General features: G+C 70.5%; 14 protein-coding genes and 1 pseudogene. 7 read left to right on the top strand and 8 right to left on the bottom strand.

The genetic code is table 11. From position 1 onward, the window contains the following. Nucleotides 1-14: 14 nt before the first annotated feature. Complete coding sequence (locus ACFXMF_RS10085) at nt 15-2,426, bottom strand: protein kinase (protein WP_380020606.1); 2,412 nt, start codon at nt 2,424-2,426, stop codon at nt 15-17. Between the two features lie 31 nt (nt 2,427-2,457). Then, nucleotides 2,458-4,797, bottom strand: a complete 2,340-nt coding sequence (locus ACFXMF_RS10080; RefSeq protein WP_379988576.1) for a protein kinase — start codon at nt 4,795-4,797, stop codon at nt 2,458-2,460. Nucleotides 4,798-5,382: 585 nt separating this feature from the next. Between ACFXMF_RS10080 and ACFXMF_RS10075 the strand changes: the two genes are divergently transcribed. From ACFXMF_RS10075 to ACFXMF_RS10045, 7 genes and pseudogenes are all read left to right on the top strand, one after another. Further along, nucleotides 5,383-5,511 carry a hypothetical protein gene (locus ACFXMF_RS10075; protein WP_379988575.1) on the top strand — a complete coding sequence of 43 codons (129 nt, stop codon included), beginning with the start codon at nt 5,383-5,385 and terminating at the stop codon, nt 5,509-5,511. A 77-nt stretch (nt 5,512-5,588) separates the two neighbouring features. After that, nucleotides 5,589-5,699, top strand: a pseudogene (locus ACFXMF_RS10070) (hypothetical protein); the annotation flags it as partial. Nucleotides 5,700-5,736: 37 nt separating this feature from the next. After that, nucleotides 5,737-6,195: a hypothetical protein gene (locus ACFXMF_RS10065; protein WP_379988579.1), complete on the top strand. Its 459-nt coding sequence runs from the start codon at nt 5,737-5,739 to the stop codon at nt 6,193-6,195. A gap of 143 nt (nt 6,196-6,338) precedes the next feature. Next, the gene (locus tag ACFXMF_RS10060; protein WP_360323751.1) at nt 6,339-7,226 is read left to right on the top strand and encodes a ribosome-inactivating family protein; all 888 of its coding nucleotides are present in this window, start codon (nt 6,339-6,341) and stop codon (nt 7,224-7,226) included. 206 nt (nt 7,227-7,432) lie between these two features. Further along, nucleotides 7,433-8,089, top strand: a complete 657-nt coding sequence (locus ACFXMF_RS10055) for an ATP-binding protein (protein WP_379988574.1) — start codon at nt 7,433-7,435, stop codon at nt 8,087-8,089. 98 nt (nt 8,090-8,187) lie between these two features. After that, on the top strand, nt 8,188-9,006 hold the full coding sequence (locus ACFXMF_RS10050; protein WP_360323753.1) for an APH(3'') family aminoglycoside O-phosphotransferase: 819 nt from the start codon (nt 8,188-8,190) through the stop codon (nt 9,004-9,006). 242 nt (nt 9,007-9,248) lie between these two features. After that, entirely contained in the window at nt 9,249-9,485 is a 237-nt protein-coding gene (locus ACFXMF_RS10045) for a hypothetical protein (RefSeq protein WP_379988573.1), read from the top strand. 1,161 nt (nt 9,486-10,646) lie between these two features. On the opposite strand, the gene ACFXMF_RS10040 is transcribed toward ACFXMF_RS10045, so the two are convergent. From ACFXMF_RS10040 to ACFXMF_RS10015, 6 genes are all read right to left on the bottom strand, one after another. After that, on the bottom strand, nt 10,647-11,126 hold the full coding sequence (locus tag ACFXMF_RS10040) for a hypothetical protein (protein ID WP_380020604.1): 480 nt from the start codon (nt 11,124-11,126) through the stop codon (nt 10,647-10,649). A gap of 481 nt (nt 11,127-11,607) precedes the next feature. Next, nucleotides 11,608-12,201 (bottom strand): hypothetical protein, encoded by a 594-nt coding sequence (locus ACFXMF_RS10035; protein ID WP_379988572.1) that lies wholly within the window; start codon nt 12,199-12,201, stop codon nt 11,608-11,610. A 21-nt stretch (nt 12,202-12,222) separates the two neighbouring features. Next, nucleotides 12,223-12,417 (bottom strand): hypothetical protein, encoded by a 195-nt coding sequence (locus ACFXMF_RS10030; protein WP_360323761.1) that lies wholly within the window; start codon nt 12,415-12,417, stop codon nt 12,223-12,225. Nucleotides 12,418-12,426: 9 nt separating this feature from the next. Beyond that, nucleotides 12,427-14,244, bottom strand: a complete 1,818-nt coding sequence (locus tag ACFXMF_RS10025) for a tetratricopeptide repeat protein (protein WP_379988571.1) — start codon at nt 14,242-14,244, stop codon at nt 12,427-12,429. 92 nt (nt 14,245-14,336) lie between these two features. Continuing rightward, nucleotides 14,337-14,732, bottom strand: a complete 396-nt coding sequence (locus ACFXMF_RS10020) for a hypothetical protein (RefSeq protein ID WP_379988570.1) — start codon at nt 14,730-14,732, stop codon at nt 14,337-14,339. Between the two features lie 337 nt (nt 14,733-15,069). Next, nucleotides 15,070-15,462 (bottom strand): transposase, encoded by a 393-nt coding sequence (locus ACFXMF_RS10015; protein ID WP_379988569.1) that lies wholly within the window; start codon nt 15,460-15,462, stop codon nt 15,070-15,072. Between the last annotated feature and the right edge of the window lie 220 nt (nt 15,463-15,682).

Genomic DNA, 15,682 nt, shown 5'->3' with positions numbered 1-15,682 from the left:
GCGAGCCCTGCGTCTCACGTGGGTGGGATGTCGTACGCCACCAGAGCCGGCCGTGACGAGTGGTTGGCTTGGATCAACAGGGAGCCGGTGGCGATGAGGTGGTCGGGGTAGCTGTGTTTCGCGAAGTCTTCGGGCAGGGCGGCCCTTGCCGCGATCGCGCCGTCCGACAGGTTGCGCCTGGTGATCTGCATGGTGTCGGCGGTCAGCGCTTCCACGGTGTACATCTCCTCGGCTCCGACGCGCAGGATCTTGAAGCCGACCCATTCCGGCAGGGGGCGGCTCCAGCGGACCCCTCCGGTGGTGAGGTCGAGGGCGATGATGCTCCGGGCGTCGCGACCGGCGCCTCCGGGGGTGGGGGCTCGGACGATCAGGAGTGACGCCGTCGCGTGAACGGTGCCGGAACGTTCGGCGAGCAGTGGTGGTGCCGCGGCGTCCCGGCCGGCTTGGGCGCCCTGACCGCCCCGGTCGCCGGGAAGGAAGCTGAACAGCCGGTCTCCGCCCCGCCCGCGCGCCGGGTAGGTGGCCACCAGCGGCTGGGCGGTCAGGAGTACGGCCTGGGAGGAGTCGGGGATGTCGTGGCGCCGCCGTTCGACGCCGGTGCCGGTGTCGAGTTCGAGTACGCGCGCGAAGCGGTCGAGGCTGCCCGGTGGCTCGCACGTCGCAGACACGGCGGTGTCGGTGGGCCCGGCGAGAACGTTGGTCACCCGGCAGTCACCGACGACCCAGCGGTACGTCCAGCGGGTGGTCCCGGTCGCCCGGTCGAGGCCCAGGATGCCGTCGCCCGCGCTCACCGTGATCGTGTCGCCGGCAGTGGCCGCGAGCCGGATGCCGTTCTGCGGTTTGCCGACGTTTCGGTGCCACAACAGTGTGCCCTTGGCGGTGTCGAGGGCTGCGATCTCCTCGCAGGCGACCGGGTCGCTGTGCGGTTTCCCGTATCCGATGACACCGACGCCGCCGCTGGTCGCCGTGCCACCCGCGGAAGCGCTGCACGGGACCAGGTTCTCGACGGGGGCGGGCACCTCCCAACGCTGGGCACCGGAGTGGAGGTCGTAGGCGCGCACCCCGGACACGTCGATCCGCACGAGGACGTCCGCGGTGAGCCAGAGGCCGACCACGTCGACGTCCAGATCGCGGTCGCCGGGCATCGCGGACCAGGTCCGGTGCCGCTCGCCCTCGACGACCAGAGGAGGCAGCGGGTCTCCGCCGAACGCCGCGCCCGGCCGCAGCGCCGCGGACCGACCGGCGGGCGCGGCGGTGCCGGCGCCGTCGCGCGCCTCCTTGGCGCCCTTGCCACTGGCGCCGTCTGTGTCCGGCAGCCCGATCGCCGCGACGATCGCGAGGACGACCGCAAGTACCAGGCCGGCGCCGATCGTCCAGGCACGCCGGCGGGAGACCGCTCGGCGGTCGGGAGGTGACGAAGCAGGCGACCCCGGCTCCGGATCGGGCTCGAACTCCGGCTCGGCCGGGTGAGGTTCGAGCTCCGGACCGGTCGGCTCGGGGTTGGACATCGAGTCGGTCGACCCTGGCGGGGACACCACGACGGTGGTGCCTTCGGCGCGGCGCGCGACCGCGTTCCGTCGCGCCGCCGCCTCGGCGCCCCGGACTCCGGATCGGGCCGCCCGGGCCGCGGCGATCACCAGGCGCGGCGTGGGTCGTTGCGCCGGGTCCTTGGCGAGGCACTGCCGGATCAGGGGAAGCAGCGGTGCCGGCACGCCCGAGAGATCCGGTTCCTGATGCACCGTGCGGAAGATCAGCGCGGCCGGCGGCCCGACACCGAACGGGTCGTGTCCCGTGGCGGCGAACAGGAGTACGCCGCCCAGGGCGAACACGTCGCCGGCCGGTCCGACGGGGCCGTCGGCCGTGAGCTGTTCGGGCGAGGCGTAACCCAGGGTCCCCAGGGCCACGCCGGTCCCGGTGAGCGCGTCGGCGTCCACCGCGCGGGCGATGCCGAAGTCGATGACTCTGGGCCCATCGTCGGCGATCAGGACGTTGGAGGGTTTGAGGTCACGGTGCACCAGCCCCGCCGCGTGGATGACGATCAGCGCCTCGGCGAGAGCCGCCGCCAGCGTGCAGAGTTCGGACGTGGACATCGTTCCCTCCCCGCGCACCGCGGTCGCGAGGGAGGGGCCGGGGACGAACTCGGTCGCCAACCACGGGATCTCGTCGTCCGGTCCGGAGTCGAGCAGCGGAACGGTGAAGTAACTCAGGACTCTCTCGGCGGTCTCCACCTCACGGCGAAAACGCGTGCGGAACTCGGGGTCCGCGGCGAACTCCTCGTGCACGAGTTTCACGGCCACTCGGCGCCCGTCGGTGTCCTCGCCGAGGAACACCCGGCCCATCCCGCCTTGGCCGAGCCTCCCGATCAGTACGTATCCGCCGACCTGTCTCGGATCGCCGTCCGCCAACGGCTCGATCCCCGCGTTCACCGAAGCCACCGTGTGGGTCCCCCACTTGAGTTCACGATGCACCCGCTCCGGCCGCCGTGTACGCCAGTGCGCCCGTGCGCAGGAGGGTGGCCTGCGAACTCATCACCAGAACGTGCGGTCCGCGCACGCGGACCGCGTCGAAGGCGATCCGGCTCGTGTCCACACCGGAGAGCGCACCCGCCGAACTGATGCGTCCGTCGGTCAGGTCCAGCCAGAGCAGCGCCGGGTCTTGGCCCCATTCGACGACAAGTACTCCACGGTCGCCGACACCCGCGATGAGCGGGTCGTATCCACGCCGCACCGGAACATGCCAACGGATGCGCCCCGTGCCGGCGCCGATGGCCACCACCTCGCTCTTGTCCGCGCCCGACTCGCCCCGACTCGTGGTGGTGACGACGGTGTCCTTCCACCCGAACACGCGAGGACTGAGCTGATCCCGATTGCGCGGCCAGGCACCGAGATCCCCGAAGTCCTGCCCCGTGCGCAGCTGTGGTCCGGGCTTGCCGTTCCCGTCGAATACCAGCATCGGGCCCGTGTCCCGGGCGCCGGACTGCGGCCCGGGCAGACTTATCGTCAGTGGTTCGGCCGTCTCCAGGTTGAAGAGCGTATTGCCGTCGGGTACCGGTGAGGTCCAGCGCACTCGGCCGTCGGCCGCGTCCACCGACCGGACCGACGTGGGGTATTTCGCGAGGCCCTGCGCCGGGCGAGGACAGGTGAGGGCTTCCGCGATCGTGGAAGGGCCGATCGCGATCGCGTTGAGTGCGCAGTTCTCCGCGGCGCTGTCGCTCTGCCAGAGCTGTTCGCCGTCACGCGAGCGCCACGCGGTGAGTACGGAGCCGGCCTTGACCACCACCCTGCCGGAGCCGACCCCGACCACCTCGGTGTCGTCCAAGTCGTCGAAGGTGTGGGGGGCGGCTCGAAACTGCCTGTCCCACAGGGACGTTCCCTTGTCGAGGTCGATGGCGACGACCCGATCGCAGTCGGTGGGCCGGCGAGTGCCCTTGAGGGAACCGAACACCACGGCGGCGATCCCGTTCTCCGTGGTGCGGGACACCCGGCACGGCAGCATGCCCGGGGCGGGCGGCGACAACGTCCACAGGGTCTGCCCGGTGGCCGGAGCCAACCCTTGCACGCCGGACCGGGTCACGCGGACGAACAGCTTGTCCGTGAGCCACACTTCGAGCGCGTACTCCCTGGGCATCTCGTCCCACTCGGCGTCCGAGTAATCGGTGTACGTCTTGACGTCGCGCCAGGCCACCGGCCAGTCGGCCGCCGAGGGAAGAGTTCCCAGCACCGATACCGGCGGTGGTAACGCGCCCGACGTCGGGTTTGCCGCGGACGGGCTCGGGGGCTGTTGCGCGGCCGGAGGGGCAAGGTCGCGGGCGCTCGGCCGGGCCGCGCCGTCCGTACCCGTGTGCAGCGCGATTCCCCCTGCGACGAGCGCGCCGACGAGCACCGTGGCGAGAGCGAGGCGTCCGCGCTTCGACCGTGGGGTATGCGGCCGTATTCCGGCGGGGAAGGGCCGCGCGCGCAGGCGTTCCCCCCGTGGGCCCGATCCGTTCGCAACCCCCGGCGGGGGCGGATTCGCAGCGTCTCCGAAGGGACGTGCATCGAGCAACTCGCGCGTTCCGGGGCGCTCTTCCGGGTCCTTCGCCAGGCATCGGGTGAGCAGCGGAAGCAGGAACTCCGGGCAGCCGGCGAGGTCCGGCTCCTCGGTCAGCATCCGGTATCCCACACGATGGACCGGGCCCTCGCCGAACGGTTTCCTCCCGGTCGCCGCGAAGGCGAGGACCGCACCGAACGCGAAGACGTCGACCGCCGGATGCGAGCTGCCGCCGGTGAACTGTTCGGGTGCCATGTATCCGGGTGTCCCGATCGCCACCCCGGTCGAGGTGATCCGTGTCGCGTCCACGGCTTGGGCGATGCCCAGGTCGATCACCAGGGGGCCGGCGTCGGGGTGGATCAGGATGTTGGACGGTTTCAGATCACGATGGACCAATCCGCGACCGTGAATATCTCCCAGGGCGCCGGCCAGTGCGGCCGAAAGGGTGCGCAGAGGTTCCTCGGCGAGGGGACCGTCGGCGGCGACGACTTCGGCGAGGCTGGGGCCGGGGACGTAGGCGGTCGCCAACCACGGCACGTCCGCCTCGGCGTCGGCATCGACCAGAGGTACCACGTACCGGCTTTCCACCGCTCGTGCGGAGGCGATCTCCCGCCGAAACCGTGCCCGGAACTGCGCGTCCCGGGCAAGACGGCGGTGCACGACCTTGAGCGCGACCGGAGCCGCCGTCGAATCGCCGGACCGGCGGGCCAGGAAGACCCGACCCATTCCGCCTTCACCGAGAAGCCGCAGGGCGACGTAGGGGCCCATGTGCCCTGGCGTTGCCTCCCGATCGGACGCCGAACCCACCGAACTCACCCCTGTCAGCCCCGATTCGGCGTGCTCGACGCGCTCCGCGTCGCACGCCCCGACCACTCGCAGACGCGATCCTACGATGTGTGGCGGACGGAGTGGCCGGCCTTCGTGGCGTCGGCGTCGGTGGCGGTGGGGCGGATGCGCTCGCAGCGGCGGACGCGTTGTCGTCGTCAGGCGTCCAGGGGGCGCCACGCGGGGTGCTCGCCGTCCCGCCCGACGCGGCCGAACACCACGTCGGCAAAGTGCATGCCGAAGCCGATGGTCTCGGACTCCGCCGGCTCGTGGCACGCGCCCACGACGCGGTGACGGGCGACGCTGTGAGGCGGGCGGCGGGCGGCGGACGGCGGACGGCGGACGGGGAGAGCGTGATGGTCACGTTGGTGGCCGGGTCGTCGACGGGCAAGACCCGCGCCTTCCGGGAGGCGCTCACGGCCCCGGCGGTCGGGGCGGGAACAGCAGGGGGTGGTGCGGAGCGAAGCCGAAATGGCCGATGGTCGCTGCGGGTTCGTGGCGATCCGCGTCCCGCACCTCGGATGCCACATGCGGGCGCGTCGTGCGGGGGAGTTCGTTCCCGAGCGGGTCTGGCCCGAGGACGGCGACGACGTCGTCGACCGCCGCCGTGATCCGGACACGTGGCGGGCGGCGGTGTATTCGGATCGGCGTTGGTGACCCAGTGGGACGACGGTCGACACAAAGGCGGCGACGCGGGGCGGTTGGCGACGTCGGCGCCCTCGACCGTCGCCGAGATGCTCTACGACCTCGACGCCGCCCCCGGTATGCGGGTGTTGGAGATCGGGACCGGGACCGGGTACGGCGCCGCGCTGCCGGCCGCGCACGGCTGCGACGTCGTCTCCGTCGACATCGACCCCGAACTCGCGGAACGGGCCCGGGCGAATCCGGCGCGACGCCGTCCGGATCATCACCGGCGACGGCGTCCTCGGAGACCCCGACGCGGGCGCCTACGACCGAGTCCAGGTCACCGCCAGCGTGCGCCACATCCCCGCGGCGTGGATCGAGCAGGCGAGGCCGGGCACGGTGATCGTCATGCCCTGGGGCACCGACCACACCACCGGGGACTGCGCGCTGCGCCTGGTCGTCGACGCGAACGGGCAGTGCGCGAGTGGGCCGTTCACGATGGCCGCCCCTCGCAGAAGGCCGAGGCGGAACTCGAAGCCGCGAGAAGCGCGAACCGGGAACCGACCCGGGCACTCGATCACGCACGATCACGGCCGGGGACTGTCGATGTCACGGATGGGGCGGCTGCGCGGTCATGTGAGTGTGCGTCATCGGTCGGGCGGCACAAGGCCGTTGGGGTGTGATCCGCGACCGGGGCACCGAAGTCCCGGCCCGTGACAGGTGACGCACAACAGGGTGCCCCGTTCCCCGGGGCACCTCCCGGGGCGGCCTCCGGGGTTCACCCCCTGCCGTCACGTACCGACGCCGATACGGACAACGGAGCGACAGCGGTGAAAAGAAGAATCCGAACGAGCAGATTCGTGGCGCTCGCCCTGTCACTGTGCACCGCCATGGTGATGATGACGGTCACCGTCCCGCCGGCATCCGCGGACGTCCGACCCGGCCGAGTGACGTGGGTTTATCATTCGTTGCCCGGCGTCGGAATCGGCCAGGGCAGGGAAGACTACTGGGCTTTCATCACCCGACTTCGCAATACCGTCGGGCATAATCTTCTCGGGGATGTCCTGGTGACACAGGAATATGTAGGGGGGGTGGTCGGGATCCAAATCGAGGACGCCTTCCATCAAACCCTGGGCAGGCTCTTCATGAACCCGCACTCCGGCTACCTCGCCGGATTCGACACCCGGGCCGGCGTCATCTTCTACTTCCAGGACGCGCACCCGGAAGTAATTCAGGAGATCGAACGGTACGCCGCCGACAACGGCAGGCAGGCCAGAGCGCTTCGAATGAACGGCTCCTACACCTCCTGGGAGGCGACGCTGAACGCCTCCCACTGGTCCCTTCCCTATCAGATGGGGGTGGAAGACTTCCGGCGCTCCGCACGTACCCTCTACGACGTGCCCGCGGACCCCACCGCCTGGAATCGAAACATCGCGGAAAGCATGCTCTTCCTGGCTGCAGCCTATGAACTGGGCGCGCGCTTCACCGCCTACCGCAATCGCGTCGGGGAGGCAATGAACCACGAAGAAAGATCTGTGCAGGTTTATCTCGACGCGTTGCGCCATTACCGTTCCCATCAGTCGATCGGCCTCCGGAATTTGTATCAGCAGTACACAGAAAGACTTCCGATCAACCCCAATACACCTCTCGCCGAACCGTTCGACTTGACCCCCACCGAGAGGATGAGGACTTTGGGGGACATTCAAAGGGTCTACAGGATGGTGATCAGTAAGCAGCAGCCGCGATAAACCCGCCCCGCGTCCCGAGTGTTCCGGCTGGTCGCTCACCCCGTGTTCGGCCGGCCGGGGCACGCGCACCGGTGTCCCGAATCGGGATTTCGCCACGTAATCGTTCCGGACCCGGCATCACCCTCGACCGGAACCGTGGACGACACCACGCTGCACAGGTCGACCCGACGGGGCCGGTCGGAGACCGGTCCCCGCCCCGGCACGCGATGTCCGGTGAGCGCGAAGAAGCCCGAGAGCGTCCCCTGCCCCTTTACTGCGCCGAATCCGCCCGCAACCGGGCGGCATTCAGAGCCGACGGCCCCCGGCCCAAACGGCTGGAAGGCTTCGACTTCGACCGCAACCCCAACGTGCTGCCCGAGACGGTCGGTGACCTCAAAAGCACCTCCTGGGTACGTGACGGCCGCCCCCTGGTGCTGATTGGTGACTCCGGCACCGGCGAATCGCATCTCCTGATCGGAGTCGGTACGGCGATCGCGGAGGCTGGTCTGTCGGTCCGTTACACCACTACTTCGGCGCTGGTGAACGAACTCGCCGAGGCTGACGCAGCCCGCCCTCTTTCCTCGGTGATCGCCCGCTACAGCAAGGTCGATCTCCTCTGCCCGGACGAGTTCGGATATCTGAATCTGGAGAAGAAGGGCGCCCGATTGCTGTTCCAGATTTTCACCGAGCGTGAGGAACGCAAGGCGACCGCGGTGGCCACGAACTCGCCGTTCGCCGAATGGGACGGGATCTTCGCCGACCCGAGGCTCTGCGCGGCCATCGCCGACCGGATCACTTTCCGCTGCACGCTGATCCAGACCTGCACCGAATCCTACCGTTACCAGGCTACCGAGGCCGAAAGCCGGGCGAAGCCGATGCCGTGACCGGCGTCCTCACCGTCAACGCCCAACGCGCCGGCATGGTCGACCTCCGGGATTAATCGCGGTGCGGGGTGCTGGCCATGCTGGTTAGGTTGGCGGGCATGATCGATCCGATGTCTGTATTCCGAACGTTGCTGGATGTCGGCCGCGACGGCGGCGGGTGGGAACCCGTCACGGAAGGCGAGTCTGAGGCCAGTGTCTTTCGTTCTCATGATGGGTCGCGATACGCCAAGTGCGTCGCTGCCGACCACGTGGCCTCATTGGAGGCGGAGCGGGACCGTGTCGTCTGGCTCAGCACGCAGGGTGTGCCTGGTCCACGCGTACTCGACTGGCGCGTCAGCGCCAATGGTGCCGCCTTGTTGACGAGCACGGTCGCAGGAGTCCCCGCCGATCGTGTTTCGGCTTCGATGCTCCAGGCGGCCTGGAAGCCGATCGCTGATGCCGTGCGTCGGTTGCACGATCTTCCTCCGCAGCAGTGCCCATTCACTCGCGGCCTTGCTCAGATGTTCGCCACTGCGCGCGACGTCGTCGCGCGAGGTGCGGTCAACCCGGATTTCCTCCCGCAAGATCAGCAGCAAACGTCTCCCGACGAGCTGCTCGCGCGACTTGCCCCGCAAGTTGAATGCCGTCTCGCGCAGGAAGCCGCAGAAATTGTGGTCTGCCACGGGGATCTATGCCTGCCCAACATCATCCTCGACCCGGAAAGCATGACCGTGGCGGGCTTCATCGATCTCGGCCGCCTCGGACGGGCCGACCCCTACGCCGACATCGCCCTTCTTCTCGCCACTGCCCGCGAAATGTGGACCGACGACCAACAGTCGAACTCAGCGGACGAGACGTTCGCCAACCGCTACGACATCGTCCTCGATCGTGGCCGAGAGGACTTCTATCTGCACCTCGATCCCCTCACCTGGGGATAAGCCGTTGACCGATGCCGCCGAATGGCGACGACGCGGATGACGACCACCAGGTTCCCTGCCGCTCGGAGGGCGCCACATTGCGACAGGCGCAGCCGGCCCCTTCTGCACCGCGCCTGTCAGGGAGACGGGACAAAAGGGCCCGGGACGACCAAAGATATCGGTTCACACCCGCATCTTTACCGCGGACACTCCGCCCCGCCCTCAGCACATCCGGATGTCACCCGATAGCGGGGCCCACCGCGGTGCGGGCCGAGGCGCCCGCCCTGCGCTCGCTGCGCCGGCTCCTGGACGTGCTCGCGGCGGGACCGGCGCAGCGAGGCGGGGCCGGGTCAGGGGCCGTGTCGGATGCGGTCCGGGTCCGCGTCGAGGACGGCGAGGTCCGGGTGGTCCCGCAGTCGCTGCTCGCGCGCCCGGTCCCCGAGGTCGGCCTCGTGCGCGGCCCGCACGGCGCCCGGGGCGACCGGGGCGACCAGACGTAGACCGCCGGCGCCCGAGCCGGTGTTACCCGAGGCCCTGTCGACGGGTAACGAATCCGTTGCCCGCGCAGGTCGGCGGTGGGTCCAGGCGTTACCCGAGCAGCAGAACGGGGCCGGGCGTCGCGGCGTCCTCGCAGGGCCGTCTCGAACGCGGCGTCGGGGTCGTCGCGGGTGCGGGGGTTGCGGCGGGGCGGGTCGGCGATCGCGTACGGCCAGGCGATGGTGTCGTCCTCGTGACGGCCGAAGAGGGCGGTGGCGCGGGAGTTCAGGTCCACAGCGGCAGTGGTCACGGCTGGGTCTTCCGTTCGCGTGAGGGTCCTACGGGTGGGCCCGAGGCAGAGGTCACTCGAACGGGGGACCCGTGAACCGTCGACCCGCGGGCAGGCACATCCCAAGGCGCGGCTCCGGGTCCTCGGGGAAGGAAGGCTCGGAACCGCGCCCATCCGTGACGCCGACGCCCGGTGAACGAGGACCGGGGACAGCGGATGCGGGCATTGCGACGATCGGGTCGCCACGCACCCGTTTCCGGGCCGGTGGCGGGGCGATGGGTACATGTACCGCGCGGAGCGGGTCCACTGGCCGATCGTGGTCGACCGGGTCCGAAGGATCGTCGCCGAGTACACGCCCGAGTGACGTTGAGGCAGCTCTGGTATCGGGCGATCTCCGAGGGGTTGGTGCCGAACACGCCGTCGATGTACCGCCGGCTGTCCTCCCGCCTTGCGCAGGCCCGGCGCGAGGGGCGCTTCCCCGACCTGGTCGACACCCTGCGCGAGGTCCACGTCCCACCCGGGCCTGGACCGACGACGCGGCGTTCCTGGAGCAGGCGCCGGACCGGTCCCGGCCGGACCGCGCTCGCGGCCGGGAGGTCGCGGTGTACGTCGCGGCGAAGAAGCCTGCCGGTTGTCGCGGTCTACGGCCATGCCCGCACACCGCCTGTGTGGTAACAAGTCCCGGCCGTCGCGCCGTGGTTCCAGCACCTGATCCGGACGATGCCGGCGCAGGGAGCCCACCTCGTGGGCTGTTTCGTTTCCCCCGCGCACCCGCGCACCCGCGCAGCGCGCACCGTGCGCCGCCATCCCGATGGACGCCCGTACTTGGCTTGGGCAGAGGCGGGCGTTTTTCGTTGCCCGTCCCTGGTGAGCGGAGCAGGTGACTCGGCCCCACTCAGCCGTGGTTGCTCGCCTCGACGCTCGCGCGCAGTCGGCTGAGCGCGTCCGCGTACTCCGCGGGCGAGGCGGAACGGAAGGTGACAGGTCGTGTTCCGCCGTCGGCTTGCGCGAACTCGACGGTCAGGGTGCCGGCGGCGATGCGACCCGCCCTGAGGTGTTGGTCCTCCACCTCGAAGACGATCGCGTCTCCATTCGTGCGTCCGCCCAGCGGGTAGTCCTTGGTGACGACGCTCGCGTTCGGGGCGGTTCCGACCACGTAGGACTCCAGGCCGGTTCCCGAGATGGCTCCGGGGACGGTCGTCTGCCACTGGAGGTACGCGACGGTGTCCGGTGCCGTGAACAGATAGCCGGACGTCGCCGCGATCACCGGCGTGCGCGATGCGGATGGCGCGGTCGTCGATTTGGAATCGTCGGAGGAACAAGCGGCCGACAGGCCCACGACCAGTACCAGGACGACACGAGCGCAACGAAGCATACGGACAGCATCGACCGACCGGCCGGACCCGGCTACTGCACACATCCGAACGGGTGCCCGGGGTCACGGGGATCGAGCGGAGGCTTCGGGCAAGACCTGGAGGGCCCTCCTCGGGCGTGTTCGAGGGAACACTCGGGTGCGACCGAGGAAGCGTGACCCGGGAAACGTGCCCGAGGAAGCGTGGCTATGACGGCCGGCACTGGCCCCACCCGGACGTCTCGACTTGGCGCCCACAAGTGTTCGATGACGGTCCGAATCGGCCCCACCCGGCGGTCTTCACCCAGGTCAAACGGTGGCACCATTTCAGACCGTCCCTGAAGCGGCAACCATCCGGGGCCCACTCGGGCCGTCCGGGTGGGGCCGCTTGCGACGGTCATAGCCAGAAGCGCGACCCACGAAAACCGTGTGCCGTGTGCGGTCGTGCAGGGAAAGAACCGCCCCCATGGCGGATATGCGAGCGTTCCGGGACACCCGCCGGGGATCAGGACGCAGGTGAACTCGCGCAGCATCGCGTCCGGGCCGGCGGCGCGGCCGAGGACGTCCACACGCACGATGCCGTCGGCAACGACGTCGGGCAGCCGGTGTCCTCCGGTTCCGCGACGCGGAAGACGGCCCGGCCGGCGCGGGCGCCGAGGAAGACGTGGCGACGTGTGCCGGCCCGGGCCACGGCGACCGGTGAACAGTCGAAGCCGTCCAGGCGCAGGGCGAGGGCGCGGGCGAGCCACAGGGCGATGCCACCGGTGCCGCAGCCGGCGTCCATCAGGAGCCGGCCCGGGCGCATCCGCAGGCGCGCGGCCGTCGGCCCGAGCAGGGGCATGTCGCACGAGCCGGAGGCGGCGACGTCGGTCGGGTGGTCCTCCCCCATCGCCCGCGCGTACAGGCGGGTGACCAGATCGGTGCGGGCCCGGGCGGCGTGGAAGGCGTCGTACCGGGCGCGTAGCCGGTTGCCGGGGAGGGTGCGGCCGTGGTGAGGGCGTGATTCATCCGTGCGGGCCCTCGCCTTGGTCAGCCGTTTCGCGACCGTCGCGCAACGCCGCCGGGGAGCGCGTAAGAGGATGTCGCTGCCCTTGATCACCTTGGCGAACTCCGCGTCGAATTATTCCTTGCCCACCTTCTCCGCAAGCGTGGTCAGGTACTTCACCTGCGCGTCGGTGGCCGGCTCCGTCCTCGCCTTCGCAGCACGCTCGCTCCGCAGGGCGTAAATCCGCTCGTTCTCCGCCTTGCGGGCCTCCTCCGCCTCCGGACTGCGTCGTCCCGCCTCGGCGACCACCCCACCTTGCCGCGCACCCACCCACGCCGGCTACGCGGACCGCACCCGTTCCAGATGCGTCCGTACCCTCGCAGTAAGCGGGTGCCCCGGGCTCAACACCCGTTCGCAGTCGGCCAGGGCGCGTTCGAACATCGGGACCGCCCGCGCCAGATCACCCGCCGACTCGTACACGTACGCAAGGTTGCTGCGGACGGTCAGGGTGTCGGGGTGGTCGCCGCCCAGCACCCGCTCGCGGTCGGCCAGCGCGCGTTCATACAGCTCGATCGCCCGCCCCAGATCACCCGCCGACTCGTACACGTACGCAAGGTTGCTGCGGGCGGTCAGGGTGTCGGGGTGGTCGCCGCCCAGCACCCGCTCGCAATCGGCCAGGGTGCGTTCGTACAACGGGACCGCCCGCGCCAGATCACCCGCCGACTCGTACGCGCCCGCGAGGTTGTTGCGGACGGTCAGGGTGTCGGGGTGGTCGTCGCCGAGTATCCCCTCATGGGTGGTGTGGGCGCGTTCGAGGGCGGGGACGGCGAGGGCGAGTGCGCCGTGTTCCCAGCGGTAGGCGGCGGCGCGGGTGAGGACATGGGCGGTGTGGGGGGTGTCGTGGTCGGGTGTGTGGTGGCCGGTGAGGGCGTCGGCGTGGGGGAGCAGGGTGTGGCATCGGGCCCAGGTGTCGGGGTGTCGTACGTCGGTGGGGAAGGCGGCGGCGAGGAGGGTGGTGGCGCGGTCGCGGGCGTGGTCGATGTGTTCGGGCAGGCGGTGGGGGTCGGCCGGGTCCGGGGTGCGGGCGAGGTGTTGGACGAGGCGGTGGACGGACAGGGTGGTGTCCCGGTTGTCGGTGAGCATGCTGTACGCGACGAGTTCGCCGATCGCGGTGGCCACTTCGGGTGGTGTGGCCAGGGGGTCGAGGAGGTCGCGGGGGATGGCGTCGGGGGCGTACCAGGCCAGGATCCGCAGGATGTCCCCGGCCAGGGGGGTGTCGGCGAGGTGGTCCAGGGTCAGGCGCCATACCCGGGCCACCGCGCGTTCCGGCGTGCCTCGCTCGGCGGTGGCCAGTACCGTTCCCGGCCGGCGGGCGAGCATGTCCGGGTAGGCGGTGGGTGTGGTGCCGGTCCGCGCGCAGAACGCGGCGGCCTGTTCCACCGCCAGTGCGAGATGCCCCAGTTCCGCGCACACCGCTTCCGCGCCCCGGGTGTCTCGGGGTGTGTCGTGGGTGAGGATCCGGGTGAACAGGTCCAGCGACTCGGACGGTTGCAGGGTGTCCAGGCGCAGGGTGGTGGCGTCGCGGTGCCAGTCGGTGGCGCGGCGGGTGGTGATCAGTACCCGTCCTCCGGGGATCCGGTCGAGCAGGGGGCGGACGTGGGCGGGGTCCTCGACGTTGTCCAGGACCAGCAGCCATCCGTCGTGCTCGGCGAGCCATCGGATTGCCCGCGCGACCTGTGCGGGGGTGGGTAGTTCCGCGAGTCCGGGGTGCAGGGTGCGGGCCAGGGCGGCCAGGCCCGCATCGACGGCGGCGGCCCCGTCGGCGGAGCTGGTGGTGTCGGCGACGATCCACCATCGCACGCGTTCCGGGCGTCGCGCGGCCCAGCGGGCCGCCAGCGCCGACTTGCCGACGCCGCCCAGGCCGTGGATCGCGTGCACCACCACCTCGCCGGGAGCGGCGAACGCCTCGTCCAGCGCGGCCAGTTCGTGGTCGCGGCCGACGAACAGTCCTGTGCGGGGGATGTTGCCGACGCCCGGGCGGGGCGCGTCGGCCGGGATCGGGGCGTACGCCTGCGGGGGCAGCGCCCGCTCGGCGAACACCGCCACCGAGCCCACCACGTCCCGCCCGGCCGCGATCGACCCCTGCCCGGCGGACACCTCCCGGCCCGGTGCGGGCGGGGACGAAGCCGGGGCGGACGCCTTCGGGGTGGATGGTTTCGGAGCGCGTCGCCACCAGGGGTGTCGATCGTTCACGGGCCGCGGTGCGCGCTCGAGCCGTCGACGTCGCCGCCGGCCGCGATCGACCCGCCCCTCGCGTGAATCCCCCAAGCGCCCGCCGCAGCGCCCGGGGCGGCGGACGTGTTTGGCGCGGTGTCGTGGGCCCGGGTGTTCCCGACGTTCCCGCGGGCCGCGACCGACCCACCCTCTGCGCGCACACCTTCCGGGGCGGGGGGCGGGTTCGCCGTCCGCAGCTGCCACAGCGCGACGCCCAGAGCGGCGAGCCCGACCACCGCACCGACCGCACCGGCGACCTGATCCAACCGCTCCAGGTCCGCCGCAGACACCCACACCACCAACCCGACCGCCACCCCGACGCCGACGCCGACGCCGACCGGAGCCCACCAGGCCTTCGCCCACCCCGTCATCCGACCATCGTCCACCCCACACCGCGATCACGCCCCCGGAACCGATCGAATCGGCGAACACCCACGAAGGCGACCGTGCCGACCTGGCCACCAGGCCGCCGTGCGTGCGCCGACCAGATCGGGATGAGGGCCCCGTACGCGGCCTCGGCCACCTCAGCCCCAACACCTTCGGGGCACAAGAAACACACAAGACCGATACCGTGACACTCGCGGCATGAAAACCGGTGTCCATGATCCAGGGGCAACCTCAGTAGGGAACCGCGTGCAGCGGGTAGTAGAGGCGCTCGTCCGCCCAACACGTGATCACCGTGACGACGCCGCGGTCGATCTTCCCGACCTATCCCAGGTACTGCTTGCCGACGTGCGCGGTCGCCGAGCCGTCCTTGCGGTCGCCGGAATCGTCGATCACCAACACCCCGCCCGCGTGCGGTGCGGTCGCCGGATCCGCGAGCAAAAGCTCCACGCGGCGGGCGTTGATCCGCTCGTGGTCCCAGGTCGACTCCGACGGGAAGAACCGGAGCCGCTGCACCGCGGGATGCCGTGCACCGGCCACGGGTTCCGTACCTGCCAGGCAGGTCAGCGTCTTGTTGCGGTCTCTCGGCAGCAACAGCCCGGCCAGGTACTCGCGGAACCCACGTCGCTGTGCCAACGTCGAGAACAGGTCGTCGAACCGCGCGGCATAGGCCTCCAGCGGCCCCGGTGCGGGCGGACAGAACACACGCTCGGTCATCGCAACCCCCCGAGGCTCAGGCGAAGTTCCCTCCTATCGGCGTACCGCGACCCTGACCCGCTGTCAACAAACCACCGGTAGGGGTGGTCGTGTCGACGGCCAGGGGGCACTCGTTGTCGGGAGAAGCGCCCTGGTACATCGACAACAGGTCCTTGTTGTCCCGTCCCCACGGGTTCGCTCGGAACTGCATCAAAGGGATCCGCACTTCGTCGTTCGTCAG

Origin of the sequence: Embleya sp. NPDC059213 (assembly GCF_042754445.1) — a bacterium.
In the GTDB taxonomy this organism is placed as follows: Bacteria; Actinomycetota; Actinomycetes; order Streptomycetales; family Streptomycetaceae; genus Embleya.
This window is presented reverse-complemented; position numbering and strand designations above follow the sequence as displayed.

Excerpts from the sequence above, each read along its gene's own strand:
- ACFXMF_RS10080 (WP_379988576.1), bottom strand. The coding sequence starts at position 4,797 with ATGGGCCCCTACGTCGCCCTGCGGCTTCTCGGTGAAGGCGGAATGGGT.
- ACFXMF_RS10075 (WP_379988575.1), top strand. The coding sequence starts at position 5,383 with ATGCGGGCGCGTCGTGCGGGGGAGTTCGTTCCCGAGCGGGTCTGGCCC.
- ACFXMF_RS10055 (WP_379988574.1), top strand. The coding sequence starts at position 7,433 with ATGTCCGGTGAGCGCGAAGAAGCCCGAGAGCGTCCCCTGCCCCTTTAC.
- ACFXMF_RS10050 (WP_360323753.1), top strand. The coding sequence starts at position 8,188 with ATGATCGATCCGATGTCTGTATTCCGAACGTTGCTGGATGTCGGCCGC.
- ACFXMF_RS10040 (WP_380020604.1), bottom strand. The coding sequence starts at position 11,126 with ATGCTTCGTTGCGCTCGTGTCGTCCTGGTACTGGTCGTGGGCCTGTCG.
- ACFXMF_RS10020 (WP_379988570.1), bottom strand. The coding sequence starts at position 14,732 with ATGACGGGGTGGGCGAAGGCCTGGTGGGCTCCGGTCGGCGTCGGCGTC.
- ACFXMF_RS10015 (WP_379988569.1), bottom strand. The coding sequence starts at position 15,462 with ATGACCGAGCGTGTGTTCTGTCCGCCCGCACCGGGGCCGCTGGAGGCC.